Consider the following 15765-nt stretch of genomic DNA (forward strand, 5'->3'; position numbering starts at 1 on the left):
CGCGTCAGCGGAAGGGCGGCGGACGGAAGCCGATCGTCGGCACGGCGCGGCGCAGGGGCCAGCGGCGGGTGCCGGTGGGCAGCAGGTCGTCCAGGAAGGCGTAGCGGCGCAGCGCCGAGCGGTCCTGGTCGTCGTAGGCCTTGGCGTGCTGCCACCAGGCCGCGATCTCGATCCAGCCGGGCGCCGAGAGCGAACCCCCGAACTCCTGCACCGACAGCGCGGCCGTGAGGCACGCGAAGGCCAGCCGGTCGGCGAGCGACCAGCCGGCCAGGGTGCCGGTCAGGAAGCCCGCGACGAAGACGTCCCCGGCGCCCGTGGGGTCCAGGGCCTCCACCGAGAGCGCCGGCACCTCGGCGGCCTGGCCGGCGGCGGAGTCGACCGCGTACGCGCCCTCGGCGCCGAGCGTCACCACCGCCAGCGGGACCAGCTCGGCGAGCTTGCGGGCGGCGGCCCGGGGGCAGTCGGTGCGGGTGTAGCGCATGGCCTCGGCGGCGTTCGGCAGGAAGGCCTCGCAGTGCGCCAGGTCCGCCAGGTCCGCGATGTCCCAGCGGCCGCTGTCGTCCCAGCCGACGTCGGCGAAGATCCGGCTGCCCCGCCCGGCGGCGGTGCCGATCCACTCCTGCTGCGGGACCCCGGGCACCAGCGAGGCCACGCACGCCCGGCTCGGCGGCGGGCAGGGCGGCGCGGGCTCCTCCGGCGGCGGCGCCTCGTGGCCGTGGCTGACCATGGTGCGCTCGCCCTCGTACGCCATGGAGACCGTGACCGGCGAGTGCCAGCCGGGGATCTTGCGGGACAGCCCCAGCTCGATGCCCTCCCCCGCGGCGAGGGCGTCCCAGCAGTAGTCCCCGTACACGTCGTCGCCGAAGGCGGCCGCGAGCGAGGTGCGCAGCCCCAGCCGGGCGAGGGCGGTCGCCATGTTGGCCACGCCGCCGGGACTCGATCCCATGCCGCGTGCCCAGGACTCGGTGCCGCGCACGGGCGCGCTGTCGAGACCGGTGAAGATGATGTCCAGGAAGACCGTGCCGGTCAGGTACACATCGGTCTCCGGGTCGTCCGGCCCGCGCACCGCCGCGAGCGGATCGAGGACGGGCTGGTCTTCCACCCGGGCTCCTCCCGACCTGGTGTCGTTCCGACCGATCGTACGCGCGCCCGGGGCCGTGACCAGCGTTTGTCCGCACGGGGACGCGGACGGATCCTGAGGGAAAGCGGATGACCCCCAGGGGCTGGAGATGCCCGGACACTCGGCCGCACCGCCACAACTGATCGTGACCACGGGGCCGGACACCGGACGGGCCTACCCCGTACCGGCCGGCTACTGCGAGATCGGCAGGCTCGCCGGCAGCGGGATCCGGCTCGACGCGGAGGGCGTGAGCCGGCGGCACGCCGCGATGAACCGCGCCGGGAGCCACGTGGTGCTCAGCGACCTCGGCTCGACCAACGGCACCTACCTCAACGGGACCCTGCTCGACGCACCGCGCCCCCTCCACGACGGTGATCTGCTCCGCATCGGCCACGTCGAGCTGCGGCTGTCGGTGGAGTCGGCCCGGCAGGCGGACCCCGGGCACGGGGCGGACCCCCCGGAAGCCGGAGAGGCCGCGGAAGCCGCGGATGCCACGGGTGGCACTCCCCCGCCGCTGACCGTGCTCCACGACCTCGGGGACACCCGGGGCCGGTCCGGGCCCGGCCCCACCCGCCGCTACCCGTCCGGGCGCGCGCAGTACCTCGCCGGGCGCCGGCACTACGCGGCCGGCGGCGACCGGCGGGAGGCGGACGACCCCGGGGCCGCCGAGGAGGCCTTCAGCGGGCTGTTCCGGGTGCGCGGGCCGGGCCGGGTGCTCATGGCCGCCGGGGTGCTGGTGGCGCTCGCCGGGTTCGCCGTCTGGGTCTCCCTGATCCTCAGCCTGCTGGGCGGCGTGGGCAGCGCACAGGCCCCGCCGGACCCCTTCGCGGAGACCCTGTGGGGGCTGCCGAAGGCACCGCTGGGCTTCACCGCGTTCGCGGTGGGCGTCGTGCTCTTCGCGGGCGGCGCGGCCCTGTCGAGGGCTACCCGCAGGAGGGGCGCCACGTCGGGGCGGCGGCGTCCGGGACGGCACCGCCACTGACCCTCGGACGGGTACGGGCACGGCGGCGCGGGGCCCGGTCGCGGCGGCATACCAAAGCTTTGCCGGTCCTTTCCGCACGTGGCGACCTGGGCTGATCCGTCCTCGGGCGGCGATTCGGGGTCATCGCGCGTAGACAGCCCTTGACCAGCATGATCGGGGCCCTTAGCGTCGCCGCGTCAACGAGCCCCGCAGGGCCGGGCGTTCCCCCCAAGCGCGTGGGCCCGGCCGTGCGTGCCCTCCGGCCGGATCGAAGGAGCCCCCCAGATGCCCGCTGCCAGACCGTCCGTGTTCACCCGCGGGCGCACCCGCACCCTCGCCGCCGCCGTCGCCGCGGTGGCGGCGGCCGCCACCCTCTACGGGGTCGGCGCGGCGACCGCGGACACCTCCGTGCCGCGCAGCGACAAGCAGATCCCCAACCTGACCGACGTGGTCAACGACATCAAGGCGTACTACGGCGACACCGTCGACGCCTCCGGTGAGCACCAGGCCGCGACCGACGGCAACTACGCCAAGCAGGTCGCCGGCATCGAGAAGAAGGCCCAGGACTACCTGCGGGACGCCCTCGCGAAGTCCGCGCACCACCGCCACGGCAAGCCCGCGATCGTCCTGGACGTCGACGACACGTCCCTGCTGACGTACAACTACGAGCTCGAGGTGGGCTTCAACTACACGCCGGCCTCGAACGACGCCTACATCCAGAACAAGGACATGGCCCCGGTCTTCGGCATGCCCCAGCTGGCCAACTGGGCCGCCGACCACGGCGTGACGGTCTTCTGGATCACCGGCCGCCCGGAGACGCAGCGCGCCGCGAGCGTCCGCAACCTCGGGACCGCCGGCTACACCTCCACCGCCGACCCGGCCCACTTCTTCCTCAAGAACAAGGTCGCGACCGGCTACCTGCCCTGCTCCGCCCCGACGTGGACCTGCTCCACCGTCGACTACAAGGCGGGCACCCGGGCCCACATCGAGGCGCAGGGGTACGACATCGTCGCCAACTTCGGCGACCAGTACAGCGACCTGAACGGCGGGCACGCCGACAAGTCGTTCAAGCTCCCCAACCCGATGTACTACGTGCCCTGACCGGCGGCGGGCCGCCAGCCCGCGGTGCCCGTCCCCCCGCGCGGGGGGCGGGTGCCGCGGCGCCGCGAGCGGGCCAGCCACAGGCCCCGGCCCAGCGACCACAGCACCAGCCCGGCGACCACCGGCCCGCCGAGCAGGATCGCCAGCCCGGCGCCGATGTTGGCGCCGATGACCCCGGCGGTCACCGTCCGCCAGATCGCTCCGGCCAGCAGTCCGGCCGCGAGCAGCGGCCCGATGACCTCCCACCACCGGCCGTCGAAGCGGTCCGGCCCGGGACGGGAGGCCCGGCCCAGCAGCACGGCCGCGCCGGCGGCCAGCACGGCCGCGGCCACGCCGATCGCGGTCTCCGCCCCCTCCGGGATGGCGAAGGGCCGTACCAGGTAGTCCAGTTCGGCGGGTTCGAAGCCGGCCGCGTCCTGCCGGCCCATAAGCCCCCAGGTGGCGACGGGCGTGGTCACGATCAGCGTGACGGCCGCAGCGGGCCGTATCAGGTGCCTTCGCATGACTCCATGCTCCGCCCGCGCGGTGCGGCCCGCATGAGTGCGCGTACTCATGCCGGCACGCGCGCACGCACTCAGAACGCACTCAGAACGCGCTCAGAACGCGCTCAGAAGATGTGTGCGTCCACCTCGGCGAGGTACCGGGCGCGCAGTTCCTCGTCGTCGTCGAGGAAGGCGGCCAGGAAGGAGTTGCGGGCCATCCGCCGCAGGGCGTCCTCGCCGAGCGGGAGCGCACCGGCCACGGCGTCGAAGGTGTCGCCCGCGTAGCCGCCGAAGTAGGCGGGGTCGTCGGAGTTCAGGGTGACCAGCAGCCCCGCGTCGAGCATGGCGGGCAGCGGATGGTCGGCGAGGGTGTCCACGCAGCGCAGCCGCACGTTGGACAGCGGGCAGACGGTCAGCGGCACCTGGTCGCGGACCAGCCGGGCCACCAGCTCCGGGTCCTCCATGCTGCGGATGCCGTGGTCGATCCGGTCGACGCCGAGCACGTCCAGCGCCTCCCACACGTACGCCGGAGGGCCCTCCTCACCCGCGTGCGCGACCCGGCGCAGGCCCGCCGCGGCGGCGGCCTCGTAGACCGCGCGGAACTTCGACGGCGGGTGGCCGACCTCGGCGGAGTCCAGGCCGACGGCGCTGATCCGGTGCAGGTGGGGCCGGGCGGCCTCGAAGGTCTCCAGCGCGGACTCGGCCGGCTCGTCCCGCAGGAAGCACATGATCAGCCGCGTGCTCACGCCGTGCCGCTCCCGGCTGCCGTCCAGGGCCCGCGCCAGGCCCTCGACGACGGTGCCGATCGGGACGCCGCGCGCGGTGTGCGCCTGCGGGTCGAAGAAGACCTCGGCGTGCCGCACGCCCTGCGCGGCGGCCCGGGCGAGGTAGGCGTCGGCGAGGTCCGCGAAGTCCTGCTCGGTGCGGAGCACGGCCATGAGCGCGTAGTACAGGTCCAGGAAGGACTGCAGGTCGCTGAAGGAGTAGGCCTGCCGCAGCTCCTCGGTCGAGGCGTGGGGCAGGTCGACCCCGTTGCGCTCGGCGAGGGTGAAGGCGAGCTCGGGTTCGAGGGTGCCTTCGATGTGCAGATGGAGTTCGGCCTTCGGGATGCTCACCCCGCAACCGTACAGGTCACAGGCGTACGGACGGCTCCGGCTAGGCCTGGCGGCGCTTCGGCACGGCGACCCGGCCGAGGTCCTGGGCGACCGTCAGCTCGCCCTGGAAACCCGCGTCCCGGGCCTGGCGCTCGAAGTCCGCCGGGTCGGTGTAGCGCTGCGAGAAGTGCGTGAGCACCAGGTGCCGTACGCCCGATTCGGCCGCCACCCGGGCTGCCTGGCCGGCCGTCAGGTGGCCGTGCTCCTCGGCGAGCGCGGCGTCCTCGTCCAGGAAGGTCGACTCGATGACGAGCAGGTCGCAGCCGTCGGCGAGGGCGTACACCGCGTCGCACAGCCGGGTGTCCATCACGAAGGCGAAGCGCTGACCCGGGCGCGTCTCGCTCACCTCGGCGAGCGTCACCCCGTCCGCCTCGCCCTCGCGCTGCAGCCGGCCCACCGCCGGGCCGGTGATGCCGTGCGCGGCCAGACGCTCCGGCAGCATGCGGCGCCCGTCGGGCTCGACGAGCCGGTAGCCGTACGCCTCCACCGGGTGCGACAGCCGGCGCGCCTCCAGCAGGAAGGCCTCGGAGTCGACCAGCACCGCGGCCTCGCCCGCCACCGGTTCCTCGCGCAGCCGCACGGTCTCGCGGTAGGCGGTGGCGTACCTCAGCCGGTCGAAGAACCGCCTGCCCGACTCGGGGTAGTGGGCGGTGATCGGGTGGGGCACCCGGTCGAGGTTGATCCGCTGGATCACCCCGGCCAGGCCCAGGCTGTGGTCCCCGTGGAAGTGGCTCACGCACAGCCTGGTGAGGTCGTGCGCCGCCACACCGGCCCGCAGCATCTGACGCTGGGTGCCCTCGCCCGGGTCGAAGAGGATGCCCTCGGCGTCCCAGCGCAGGAAGTAGCCGTTGTGGTTGCGGTGCCGGGTCGGGACCTGGCTGGCCGTGCCGAGCACGACCAATTCACGTGCGGACACCGGTGGTTATCCGGGAGGCCACTCGAGGCCACGGCCGCCCAGCACGTGGGCGTGCGCGTGGAAGACGGTCTGGCCCGCCCCCGCGCCGGTGTTGAAGACGACCCGGTAGCCGGTGCCGTCCACCTTGTCCCCGGCCGCGACCTCGCCCGCCTCCCGCAGCACGTCCGCGGCGAGCTGGGGCGCCTGGGCGGCCAGTGAGGCGGCGTCCGGGTAGTGCGCCTTGGGGATGACCAGGACGTGCGTCGGTGCCTGGGGGTTTATGTCGCGGAACGCGACCGTCGTCTCGGTCTCCCGCACGACGGTCGCGGGGATGCTCCCCGCGACGATCTTGCAGAACAGGCAGTCCGCCTGCGGTTCTCCCGCCACCTGACGCCTCCGTCCAGGGGTTGATCAGTACGTCCCGCATGCTACCGGTGCCCCTCGCGGCGGCGCGCCGTCGCGGGGCCCGGGTCGCGCCGGGCCCCGCCCCGCCCACGCCGCTACGGCAACGGGGGCGCGGTACGGGCCGGGTTGGCCTCCAGCGCCTCCAGGGCGATGCGCACGGCCTCGTCCAGCTGCGGGTCGCGCCCTGCGGCCGAGTCCTGCGGGGTGTGGACGACCTCCACGTCCGGGTCGACACCGTGGTTCTCCACGTCCCAGCCCACGCCCTCCAGCCACGTGGCGTACTTGGGCTGGGTGACCAGCGTCCCGTCGACCAGGTGGTAGCGGGAGTCGATGCCGATGACGCCGCCCCAGGTCCTGGTGCCCACCACGGGCCCGATCCCCAGCGCCTTGATCGCCGCGTTGACGATGTCGCCGTCCGAGCCGGAGAACTCGTTCGCGACGGCCACGACGGGCCCGCGCGGCGCGTCCAGCGGGTAGCTGAAGGCGGGCAGCCCGCGCGGCAGGTCCCAGCCCACGATCCGCCGCGCCAGCTTCTCCACGACCAGTTGGGAGGTGTGGCCGCCGCGGTTCTCCCGCACGTCCACGACCAGACCCTCCCGGGTGACCTCCACGCGCAGGTCACGGTGGATCTGGGCCCAGCCGGAGCCGACCATGTCGGGCACGTGCAGGTACCCCAGCCGCCCGCCGGACAGCTCGCGCACGTACGCCCGGCGCCCGGCCACCCAATCGTGGTAGCGCAGCGGCTCCTCGTCCCCGATGGGCACGACGACGACATGGCGCACCGCCCCGCCGTCGGCCGGGCCGACGGTGAGCTCCACCGGCTTGCGCACGGTGCCGAGCAGCAGCGGGCCGGGGCCGGCCAGCGGGTCCAGGGGCCGTCCGTCCACCGCGAGGATCGCGTCGCCGGCGCGGACCGCGACGCCCGGCGCGGCCAGCGGGGACCCGGCCCGGGGGTCGGAGGTCTCCGAGGGCAGCACCCGCTCCACGCGCCACACGCCGTCCGCGTCGCGGGCGAGGTCCGCACCGAGCAGGCCCTGGCGGTTCAGCGCGTCACCGCGGCCGCCGGGCGGGGTGACGTAGGCGTGCGAGGTGCCGAGCTCGCCCGCCACCTCCCACAGCAGGTCGACGAGGTCGTCGTGGGTGGCGACCCGGTCCAGGACGGGCCGGTAGCGCTCGCGCACGCCGTCCCAGTCGACGCCGCCCATGTCGGCGCGCCAGAAGTTGTCCCGCATCAGCCGGTGCGACTCGTCGTACATCTGACGCCACTCGGCCTGCGGGTCCACGGTGACGCGGACCCGGGAGAGGTCGACGGTCACGTTGCTGTCGGTCTCGTCGTCGGACGGCGCCGACTTGTGGTCGGCCGCGGCCACCCGCAGCCGGTGACCGGACGTCACCAGCACCTTGTTGCCGTCCCCGCTGACGGCGTAGTCGTCGGCGTCGTCGGCGATGTCCTCCACGCGCAGCTGCTTGAGGTCGTACCGCTCCAGCGCGGTGGACGGCGGCTCGGCCTCGGGCGAGGCCAGGCTCGCCCCCAGGACGCCGCGCACGGGGTGACGGAGCCACAGGACGCCGTCCTTGGCCGCGCGCAGCGTGGAGTAGCGGGCAGCCTCCACCGGGAAGGGCACGATGCGGTCGGCCAGGCCCTCGGCGTCCACCTTGGTGACGGGGGTGCGGTGCCGGTCCTCGCCGTCCTCCTTGCGGGAGTCCTTCTTGCCCTCGTCCTGGCCGCGGTCGTCGCCGTCCTTGTCCTCGGACGAGGAGTCGACCGGCCGCCCGTGGCGCTGCGGGCCGAAGGGCGAGGGGGTGGTGGCGGCGAGCGTGATCAGGTGGGGGCGGCAGGAACCGAGGAAGGCGAGGTCGAAGACGTGCTCGTCGTAGACCGGGTCGAAGGAGCGCTCGGACAGGAACGCCAGGTGCTTGCCGTCGGCGGTGAAGGCGGGCGAGAAGTCCCGGAAGCGCAGCGGGGTCGCGTCGACGACGGTGAGGTCGGCGGTCGAGGCGAGCTTGAGCTGGCGCAGCGGATCGGGGCCGGCGTGCGACCAGGCGAGCCAGCCCGAGTCGGGCGAGAAGGCGAGGCCGCTCGCGTGGCCGTGCTCGCCCTCGACGACGGTGCGGACCTCGCCGGTCTGGGCCTCGACGAGCAGCACCCGGCCGTCGTGCGAGGCGACGGCGATCCGGTGGCCGTCCGGGGAGACGCTCATGGACAGGACCCGGCCGAGCCGCCCCGCGGCCAGCCGGCGGGGCGCGGCCGTGCCGGAGCCCGCCGCGGGGGCGATCTCCAGCGCGTCCTCGCCCTCGGCGTCGGTGACCCAGACGACCTGCTGGTCGCCCTCGCCGCCGAACACCCGCGGCAGCCGCGTGCGCACCCCCGGCTCGGCGGACAACGCCCGCGCCGGGCCGCCGCGGTGGGTGACCCAGTGCGTGGTGCCGCGGATCTCCACCGCGCTGCCGCGGCCGGTGTGGTCGGGCCGGGCGTCGCCGAGGTGGTGGGCCGCGTGGACCGGGTGCGGCTGCAGGTCGGCACGCTGGCCGCCGAGGCGTACCTCGACCGGACGGGCCTGCGCGCCGTCGAGGTCGTCCAGCAGGAACAGCCGGCCGGTGCTGGTGTAGACGACGCGGGTGCCGTCGGTGGCGGCCTGCCGCGCGTAGAAGGCGCCGTCCTCCACGGCGGTGTGGCGGCGCAGGTCGCTGCCGTCGGGAAGGCTGGAGTAGAGCGCGCCGACGCCCTCGTGGTCGGAGAGGAAGGCGATCCTCTCCCCCACCCACATCGCGCACTCCAGGTTGCCGTCCAGGCCGGCGTGGATCCGCTCGAACTCCCCGTCGCCGGTGCGGTCGATCCACAGCTTGCCCGCGGTGCCGCCCCGGTAGCGCTTCCAGGCCGCGGCCTCGCGGCCCATCGTGGCCGACAGCAACAGCACGGCCCCGTCCGGCCCGTGGGCGACGTCGCCGACCGGCCCGTACGGCAGCGTGGACGCGGGACCGCCGTCGACCGGGATCGCCCGCGCCCAGCTGCGGCGCAGCGACGCCTGCCCGGACGTGCTGATCGCCAGTACGTCGCCCCCGGGCGTCCAGCCGCGCACGGAAGTGCGGCCGCTGCCCCAGTACGTCAGGCGTTTCGACGGCCCGCCGTCGGTGGCCGCGACGTGCACCTCGGGTGCGCCGTCCCGCGTGGAGGTCCACGCGATGAGCGCCCCGTCGGGGGAGAACCGCGGATGGCCGACGGGCATGTTGTCCGCGCTGACCCGCCAGGCCCGGCCGGCGCCGTCCAGCGGGGCGGCCCAGACGTCGTCCTCGGCGGTGAAGGTGATCAGGTCACCGTGCAGGTGCGGGAAGCGGAGGTACGCGGGGTGCGAAGGCTGCGGCTGCGTCACGTCGTCACACTAACCACCCGGCGCCCTGCTGGTCAGGGGTTTTCGATCTCATTGCCCGCCGGGGGGATTCCGGCCCGGCCGCCGCCTCAGCCCCAGCGACCGGTGCGGCCGAGCAGGAGGGCGGTCGCGGCGACGCCGGCGGTGGAGGTGCGCAGGACACTGGCGCCGAGTCGGTACGGCTTGGCGCCGGCCTCGGCGAAGGCGTCGAGCTCCTCCGGGGAGACCCCGCCCTCGGGGCCGACAACGAGCACGATGTCACCCTCGGGCGGCAGCGGGGCGGCGGCGAGCGGCTCGGAGCCCTCCTCGTGGAGGACCGCGGCGAACGCCGCACCGGACAGCAGCCCGGCGAGCTGACGGGTCGTCATCATCTCGGCGACCTCGGGGAACCTCAGGCGCCGGGCCTGCTTGGCGGCCTCGCGGGCGGTGGAACGCCACTTGGCCAGGGACTTGGCGCCGCGCTCGCCCTTCCACTGGGTGATGCAGCGCGCGGCGGCCCACGGCACGACCGCGTCGACGCCGACCTCGGTCATGGTCTCGACGGCGAGTTCCCCGCGGTCGCCCTTGGGCAGCGCCTGGACGACGGTGATCCGCGGGCGGGGCTCGGCCTCCTCGCGGACGTCGGCGACGGCGACCTCGAGCGTGTCCTTGCCGTCGACGGCCGCCACCGTGCCGTACGCGCCGCGTCCCAGGCCGTCGGTGAGCACGATCTCCTCGCCGACCCGCAGCCGGCGCACGGACACCGCGTGCCGCCCCTCGGGGCCGCGGAGCGTGATGCGGTCCGGGCCCAGCGCTCCGGGTTCGACGACGAAGACGGGTGCGGTCACGGCGCGGTCCTCGGGGAGCGGTGGGTCAGGGCGGCCATGCGCCCATCGTTTCACGGCACGCGACGGCCCGCGGTCCAGGGTGTCCACCCCGGACCGCGGGCCGGTGGGCGGCCGGGCTCCGTCGGCCCGGCCGTGTCGCGCTAGCGCCCGTTGAACGCGTCCTTCAGGCGGGAGAACAGGCCCTGCTGTCCCGGCTGGAACTGCCCCATGGGCCGTTCCTCGCCGCGCAGCTTCGCCAGGCGGCGCACCAGCTCCTCCTGCTCGGGGTCGAGCTTGCCCGGGGTCTGGACCTCGACGTGCACGATGAGGTCACCCCGGCCGCCGCCCCGCAGGTGGGTGATGCCGCGCTGGTGGAGCGGGATCGACTGGCCGGACTGCGTCCCGGGCCTGATGTCGATCTCCTCCAGCCCGTCCAGGGTCTCCAGCGGGACCTTGGTGCCCAGCGCCGCGGCCGTCATCGGGATGGTGACGGTGCAGTGCAGGTCGTCGCCGCGCCGCTGGAAGACCTGGTGCGGCAGCTCGCGGATCTCGACGTACAGGTCGCCGGCGGGGCCGCCGCCGGGGCCGACCTCGCCCTCGCCCGCGAGCTGGATGCGGGTGCCGTTGTCGACACCGGCCGGGATCTTGACCGTGAGCGTGCGCCGCGACCGGATCCGGCCGTCGCCCGCGCACTCCGGGCACGGGGTGGGGACGACGGTGCCGAAGCCCTGGCACTGGGGGCACGGCCGGGAGGTCATGACCTGGCCCAGGAAGGACCGCGTGACCTGCGAGACCTCACCGCGGCCGCGGCACATGTCACACGTCTGCGCGGTCGTGCCCGGGGCCGCGCCCTCGCCGTGGCAGGTGTTGCAGATGATGGCCGTGTCGACCTGGATGTCCTTGGTCGTGCCGAAGGCCGCCTCGTCCAGCTCGATCTCCAGCCGGATCATCGCGTCCTGGCCGCGCCGCGTGCGCGAGCGCGGACCGCGCTGGGACGCCGTGCCGAAGAAGGCGTCCATGATGTCGCTGAAGTTGCCGAAGCCCTGGCCGAAGCCCGCGCCTGCGCCCGCGCCGCCGCCGTTGGCCGACAGCGGGTCGCCGCCGAGGTCGTAGACCTGCTTCTTCTGCGGGTCCGAGAGCACCTCGTAGGCGGCGTTGATCTCCTTGAACCGCTCCTGGGTCTTCGGATCCGGATTGACGTCCGGGTGCAGCTCGCGCGCAAGACGGCGGAAGGCCTTCTTGATCTCGTCCGGGCTTGCGTCGCGGCGTACGCCGAGCACGGCGTAATAGTCCGTGGCCACTACGACTCCGCCAGGATCTGTCCGACGTAACGTGCCACTGCGCGTACCGCTCCCATCGTTCCGGGGTAGTCCATGCGGGTCGGTCCGACCACGCCGAGTTTCGCCACCGCCTCGTCGCCCGAACCGTAGCCGACGGAGACGACCGATGTGGAGTTCAGGCCCTCATGGAAGTTCTCGTGACCGATTCTCACCGTCACGCCCGAGTCCTTGGCCTCGCCCAGCAGCTTGAGGAGCACCACCTGCTCCTCGAGCGCCTCCAGCACCGGGCGGATCGTCAGCGGGAAGTCGTGCCCGAAGCGGGTCAGGTTGGCCGTGCCGCCGAGCATGATCCGCTCCTCGGTCTCCTCGACCAGGGTCTCCAGCAGTGTGGCGAGGACCACCTGGACGGAGGGCCGGTCGTCGGGCTCGAAGCCCTCGGGAAGCTCCTGCACCAGCGGCGGGACGTCGCTGAACCGGCGTCCCACCACCCGGCTGTTCAGCCGGGCGCGCAGGTCGGCCAGCACGGTCTCGCCGACCGGCGCCGGGGCGTCCACCAGCCGCTGCTCCACCCGTCCGGTGTCCGTGATCAGCACGAGCATGATCCGGGCCGGGGCGAGCGCGAGCAGCTCGACGTGGCGCACGGTCGAGCGGGTGAGCGACGGGTACTGGACGATCGCGACCTGCCGCGTCAGCTGCGCCAGCAGCCGGACCGTGCGGGCCACCACGTCGTCGAGGTCGACGGCGCCGTCCAGGAAGTTCTGGATGGCCCGGCGCTCGGCGCCGGACAAGGGCTTGACGCTGGTGAGCCGGTCGACGAAGAGCCGGTAGCCCTTGTCGGTCGGCACGCGGCCCGCGCTGGTGTGGGGCTGCTGGATGTAGCCCTCGTCCTCCAGCACGGCCATGTCGTTGCGGACGGTGGCCGGGGAGACGCCGAGGGCGTGCCGCTCGGTGAGCGCCTTCGAGCCGACCGGCTCCTCGGTGCCCACGTAGTCCTGGACGATGGCACGCAGCACTTCGAGCCGTCGTTCGCTGAGCATCGCGCACCTCCAGTCGCTCGGTCACCGTGCGGGTCGTGTCGCCCCCGTGGCCTGGCACTCCTCTTCCCTGAGTGCCAGTTTTCCCCAAGTCAGTGTACGGCGGGGTGGCAAGACCTCGGCAAGGGCCGTCCACGGGTCCGGCCCGGGGGCGTCCTTGACCGGCCACCGTAGCGGGCGCGAGGCGTCCCGCGGGGATACCGTCGCGTTGTGGAGACCACACCGACCGCACCGGACTCCCCCGGCGGCTGGGAGCAGCTCGCACCGGGGGTGGCGCGGCGGCGGCTGCCCTTCCTCGACGTGACCGTCGGGGTCGTCGTCGGCGACGAGGGCGTGCTGCTGATCGACACGGGTTCCTCGGTCCCCGAGGGTGCCGGACTGCGCCGGGAGGTACGCGAACTGACCGGACGGGACGTGACGCACATCGCATTCACCCACGGCCACTTCGACCACGTCTTCGGCGCCGCCGCCTTCGAGGGCGTCCAGGTCTTCGGGGAGATGACCCTCGACGCCTACCTCGACCGCGAGCGCTTCTCGCTGGGCCTCGACGCGGTCAAGCACGGCGCCGGCGAGGCCGAGTCCGCACGGGCCGCGGACGCCCTCGTACGGCCCGGCCACCTCGTGGACGGCTCCTACGAGCTCGACCTCGGCGGTGACCGCCAGGTCCTGCTGGTCCACCCGGGTGAGGGCCACACCACCCACGACCTGGTCGTGGTCGTGCCGGGCACGCCGGCCGTGGTCTTCTGCGGGGACCTCGTCGAGGAGTCCGGCGAGCCCCAGGCCGGGCCCGACGCCGCCCCGCACTCCTGGCCCGCGACCCTGGACCGGCTGCTGCGGCTGGGCGGCGGGACCGCGCTGTACGTGCCGGGCCACGGCGCCGTCGTCGACGCCCGCTTCGTCCGCACCCAACGGGACGCGCTCGCCGCCCGGTTCGGATCCGCTTGAGCGGTGCGCCGCGCGGATACGATCCCTGGCATGCGCAGCCGCGACTACGACCCCGACCTCACCCCGCCGTGGAAGCGTCCCGCCACGCCCGCGCCCGAGGTCGCGGCCGAACGGGACCTGGTGGTGGAGGAGGTGTCCACCGGCTACTGCGGCGCGGTCGTCCGCTGCGAGAAGACCGCCGAGGGCCCCACGGTCACCCTCGAGGACCGCTTCGGCAAGCACCGCGTGTTCCCGATGACGCCCCGCGGCTTCCTCCTGGAGGGCCGCGTGGTCACCCTCGTACGCCCCTCCGCCGCCGCCAGGGCGGCCGGCCCCCGGCTGACCGCCTCCGGCTCCCTCGCCGTCCCCGGTGCCCGCGCCCGGGTCGCCCGCGCCGGCCGGATCTACGTCGAGGGCCGCCACGACGCGGAACTGGTCGAACGCGTCTGGGGCGACGACCTGCGCGTCGAGGGCGTCGTCGTCGAGTACCTGGACGGCGTCGACGACCTCCCGGCCATCGTCGCCTCCTTCGCCCCCGGCCCGGACGCCCGCCTCGGCGTCCTCGTGGACCACCTCGTCCCGGGCAGCAAGGAGTCCCGCATCGCCGCGGAGGTCACCGGCGAGCACGTCCTGGTCGCCGGCCACCCCTACATCGACGTCTGGGAGGCCGTGAAGCCCTCCTCCGTCGGCATCCCCGCCTGGCCGGCCGTCCCCCGCGGCCAGGACTGGAAGACCGGCGTGTGCCGCGCCCTGGGCTGGCCGGAGAACACCGGCGCCGCTTGGCAGCGCATCCTGGGCGCCGTCCACTCCTACCGGGACCTGCAGCCGGAACTGCTGGGCCGCGTGGAGGAGCTGATCGACTTCGTCACGGCCCCGGGCTGAGTCAGTCGACCAGGTCCCTGACGACGGCGTCGGCGAGCAGGCGACCGCGCAGGGTGAGGACGGCACGGCCCTCGCGGTAAGGACCGGTCTCCAGGAGGCCGTCCCTTACGGCCAGCTCCGCGGCCTCGGCACCCGCCGGGGCCAGCAGGTCGAGCGGGCAGCCGTCGGACAGCCTCAGCTCCAGCAGGATCCGCTCCACACGGCGGTCCTCCGCCGCCAGCACCTCACGGCCCGCCCCAGGACTGCGGCCCTCCGCGAGCGCCGCCGCGTACGCCGCCGGGTGCTTCACGTTCCACCACCGCACCCCGCCCACGTGGCTGTGCGCGCCCGGCCCGGCGCCCCACCAGTCCGCGCCGGTCCAGTACAGCTCGTTGTGGCGGCACCGGGCCGCGTCCGAGGTCGCCCAGTTCGACACCTCGTACCAGCCGTAGCCGGCCGCCGCCAGGCGCTCCTCCGCGATCAGGTAGCGGTCCGCGTGCACGTCGTCGTCCGTCATCGGCACCTCGCCGCGCCGGATCCTGCGCGCCAGCTGCGTGCCCTCCTCCACGATCAGCGCGTACGCCGACACGTGGTCCGGCCCCGCGCCGATCGCGGCGTCCAGCGACGCCCGCCAGTCCTCGTCCGACTCCCCGGGCGTGCCGTAGATCAGGTCCAGGTTGACGTGCTCGAACCCCGCCGCCCGCGCCTCCGCCACGCACTGCTCCGGGCGGCCGGGCGTGTGCCGCCGGTCCAGCACCTGCAGCACGTGCGGCCGGGCGCTCTGCATCCCGAACGAGACCCGCGTGTACCCCCCGGCCCGCAGCTCCTCCAGGTACGCCGGGTCCACGGACTCCGGGTTCGCCTCCGTCGTGACCTCCGCGCCCTCCGCCAGGCCGAACTCGTCACGGATGGCCCCCAGCATCCGGGCCAGGTCCGCGGCCGGCAACAGGGTGGGCGTCCCGCCGCCCACGAACACGGTCTCCACGCGGCGGGGGTCGTCGCCCAGCACCTTGCGGGCCAGCCGGATCTCGTCGACCAGGGTGTCCGCGTAGTTCTCCCGGGAGGCGAGCACGCCGCCGGTGCCGCGCAGCTCGGCGGCGGTGTAGGTGTTGAAGTCGCAGTAGCCGCAGCGGGTCGCGCAGTACGGGACGTGCAGGTAGAACCCCAGCGGGCGGGACTCCGCCCCGCGCAGGGCGGTCGGCGGGAGCGCGCCGTCCTCAGGCATGGGCTCCCCGTCGGGCAGTACGGATGGCATGCGTCCCATTGTCCGCCATCCCCTCCGAGGGCGGTTCCGGTCCCCTCGTGTGCGGCCCGGTGGGCGTGTGCGGGTGCGCGTCGTGGTTGCGGTTCGGGGTTTCCCCGCCGCCCTCCCTC

The 15765-nt window shown here is 74.4% G+C and carries 14 protein-coding genes; 4 read left to right on the plus strand and 10 right to left on the minus strand.

Annotated features, from left to right (window positions below):
- Positions 1-4: 4 nt before the first annotated feature.
- Positions 5-1102, minus strand: coding sequence for a carbohydrate kinase family protein (locus PV350_RS07820; RefSeq protein ID WP_499511818.1), 1098 nt, complete (start codon positions 1100-1102; stop codon positions 5-7).
- A 127-nt stretch (positions 1103-1229) separates the two neighbouring features.
- Here PV350_RS07820 and PV350_RS07825 point away from each other — a divergent pair, with 127 nt between their 5' ends.
- On the plus strand, positions 1230-2102 hold the full coding sequence (locus tag PV350_RS07825) for an FHA domain-containing protein (protein WP_499511819.1): 873 nt from the start codon (positions 1230-1232) through the stop codon (positions 2100-2102).
- Positions 2103-2366: 264 nt separating this feature from the next.
- The gene (locus tag PV350_RS07830; RefSeq protein ID WP_499511820.1) at positions 2367-3182 is read left to right on the plus strand and encodes an HAD family acid phosphatase; all 816 of its coding nucleotides are present in this window, start codon (positions 2367-2369) and stop codon (positions 3180-3182) included.
- Here PV350_RS07830 and PV350_RS07835 read toward each other — a convergent pair.
- The 8 genes from PV350_RS07835 to hrcA all read right to left on the minus strand — a co-directional run bounded on the left by PV350_RS07835 (position 3170) and on the right by hrcA (position 12609).
- Positions 3170-3685 (minus strand): hypothetical protein, encoded by a 516-nt coding sequence (locus PV350_RS07835; RefSeq protein ID WP_500333216.1) that lies wholly within the window; start codon positions 3683-3685, stop codon positions 3170-3172. The two genes, PV350_RS07830 and PV350_RS07835, sit on opposite strands and share 13 nt — an antisense overlap.
- A 104-nt stretch (positions 3686-3789) precedes the next feature.
- Positions 3790-4779: an adenosine deaminase gene (locus tag PV350_RS07840; protein ID WP_499511822.1), complete on the minus strand. Its 990-nt coding sequence runs from the start codon at positions 4777-4779 to the stop codon at positions 3790-3792.
- A 40-nt stretch (positions 4780-4819) separates the two neighbouring features.
- Positions 4820-5734 (minus strand): ribonuclease Z, encoded by a 915-nt coding sequence (locus PV350_RS07845; RefSeq protein WP_499511823.1) that lies wholly within the window; start codon positions 5732-5734, stop codon positions 4820-4822.
- A 6-nt stretch (positions 5735-5740) separates the two neighbouring features.
- Positions 5741-6100 (minus strand): histidine triad nucleotide-binding protein, encoded by a 360-nt coding sequence (locus tag PV350_RS07850; protein ID WP_499511824.1) that lies wholly within the window; start codon positions 6098-6100, stop codon positions 5741-5743.
- 113 nt (positions 6101-6213) lie between these two features.
- The gene (locus PV350_RS07855) at positions 6214-9489 is read right to left on the minus strand and encodes a S41 family peptidase (RefSeq protein ID WP_500333217.1); all 3276 of its coding nucleotides are present in this window, start codon (positions 9487-9489) and stop codon (positions 6214-6216) included.
- Between the two features lie 86 nt (positions 9490-9575).
- Positions 9576-10313, minus strand: a complete 738-nt coding sequence (locus PV350_RS07860; protein WP_499511826.1) for a 16S rRNA (uracil(1498)-N(3))-methyltransferase — start codon at positions 10311-10313, stop codon at positions 9576-9578.
- A 140-nt stretch (positions 10314-10453) separates the two neighbouring features.
- A complete protein-coding gene (gene dnaJ, locus PV350_RS07865) occupies positions 10454-11593 on the minus strand; it encodes a molecular chaperone DnaJ (protein WP_499511827.1) in 1140 nt (379 codons plus the stop codon).
- On the minus strand, positions 11593-12609 hold the full coding sequence (gene hrcA, locus PV350_RS07870) for a heat-inducible transcriptional repressor HrcA (RefSeq protein WP_499511828.1): 1017 nt from the start codon (positions 12607-12609) through the stop codon (positions 11593-11595). The genes dnaJ and hrcA overlap by 1 nt, the downstream gene beginning before the upstream one ends.
- 207 nt (positions 12610-12816) lie before the next feature.
- Here hrcA and PV350_RS07875 point away from each other — a divergent pair, with 207 nt between their 5' ends.
- Entirely contained in the window at positions 12817-13551 is a 735-nt protein-coding gene (locus PV350_RS07875) for an MBL fold metallo-hydrolase (RefSeq protein ID WP_499511829.1), read from the plus strand.
- A 30-nt stretch (positions 13552-13581) separates the two neighbouring features.
- Positions 13582-14412, plus strand: a complete 831-nt coding sequence (locus PV350_RS07880; RefSeq protein ID WP_499511830.1) for a DUF3097 domain-containing protein — start codon at positions 13582-13584, stop codon at positions 14410-14412.
- A gap of 1 nt (position 14413) precedes the next feature.
- Here the strand turns inward: PV350_RS07880 and hemW are convergent, their stop codons facing one another.
- On the minus strand, positions 14414-15646 hold the full coding sequence (gene hemW, locus PV350_RS07885) for a radical SAM family heme chaperone HemW (protein WP_500333218.1): 1233 nt from the start codon (positions 15644-15646) through the stop codon (positions 14414-14416).
- Positions 15647-15765: the final 119 nt, after the last annotated feature.

The sequence above is a fragment of the Streptomyces sp. PA03-6a genome (genome assembly GCF_033792765.1).
Taxonomy (GTDB): domain Bacteria; phylum Actinomycetota; class Actinomycetes; order Streptomycetales; family Streptomycetaceae; genus Actinacidiphila.

Coding starts and splice junctions, on each gene's coding strand:
- PV350_RS07825 (WP_499511819.1), top strand. CDS start 1,230: ATGCCCGGACACTCGGCCGCACCGCCACAACTGATCGTGACCACGGGG.
- PV350_RS07830 (WP_499511820.1), top strand. CDS start 2,367: ATGCCCGCTGCCAGACCGTCCGTGTTCACCCGCGGGCGCACCCGCACC.
- PV350_RS07835 (WP_500333216.1), bottom strand. CDS start 3,685: ATGCGAAGGCACCTGATACGGCCCGCTGCGGCCGTCACGCTGATCGTG.
- hrcA (WP_499511828.1), bottom strand. CDS start 12,609: ATGCTCAGCGAACGACGGCTCGAAGTGCTGCGTGCCATCGTCCAGGAC.
- PV350_RS07880 (WP_499511830.1), top strand. CDS start 13,582: ATGCGCAGCCGCGACTACGACCCCGACCTCACCCCGCCGTGGAAGCGT.
- hemW (WP_500333218.1), bottom strand. CDS start 15,646: ATGCCATCCGTACTGCCCGACGGGGAGCCCATGCCTGAGGACGGCGCG.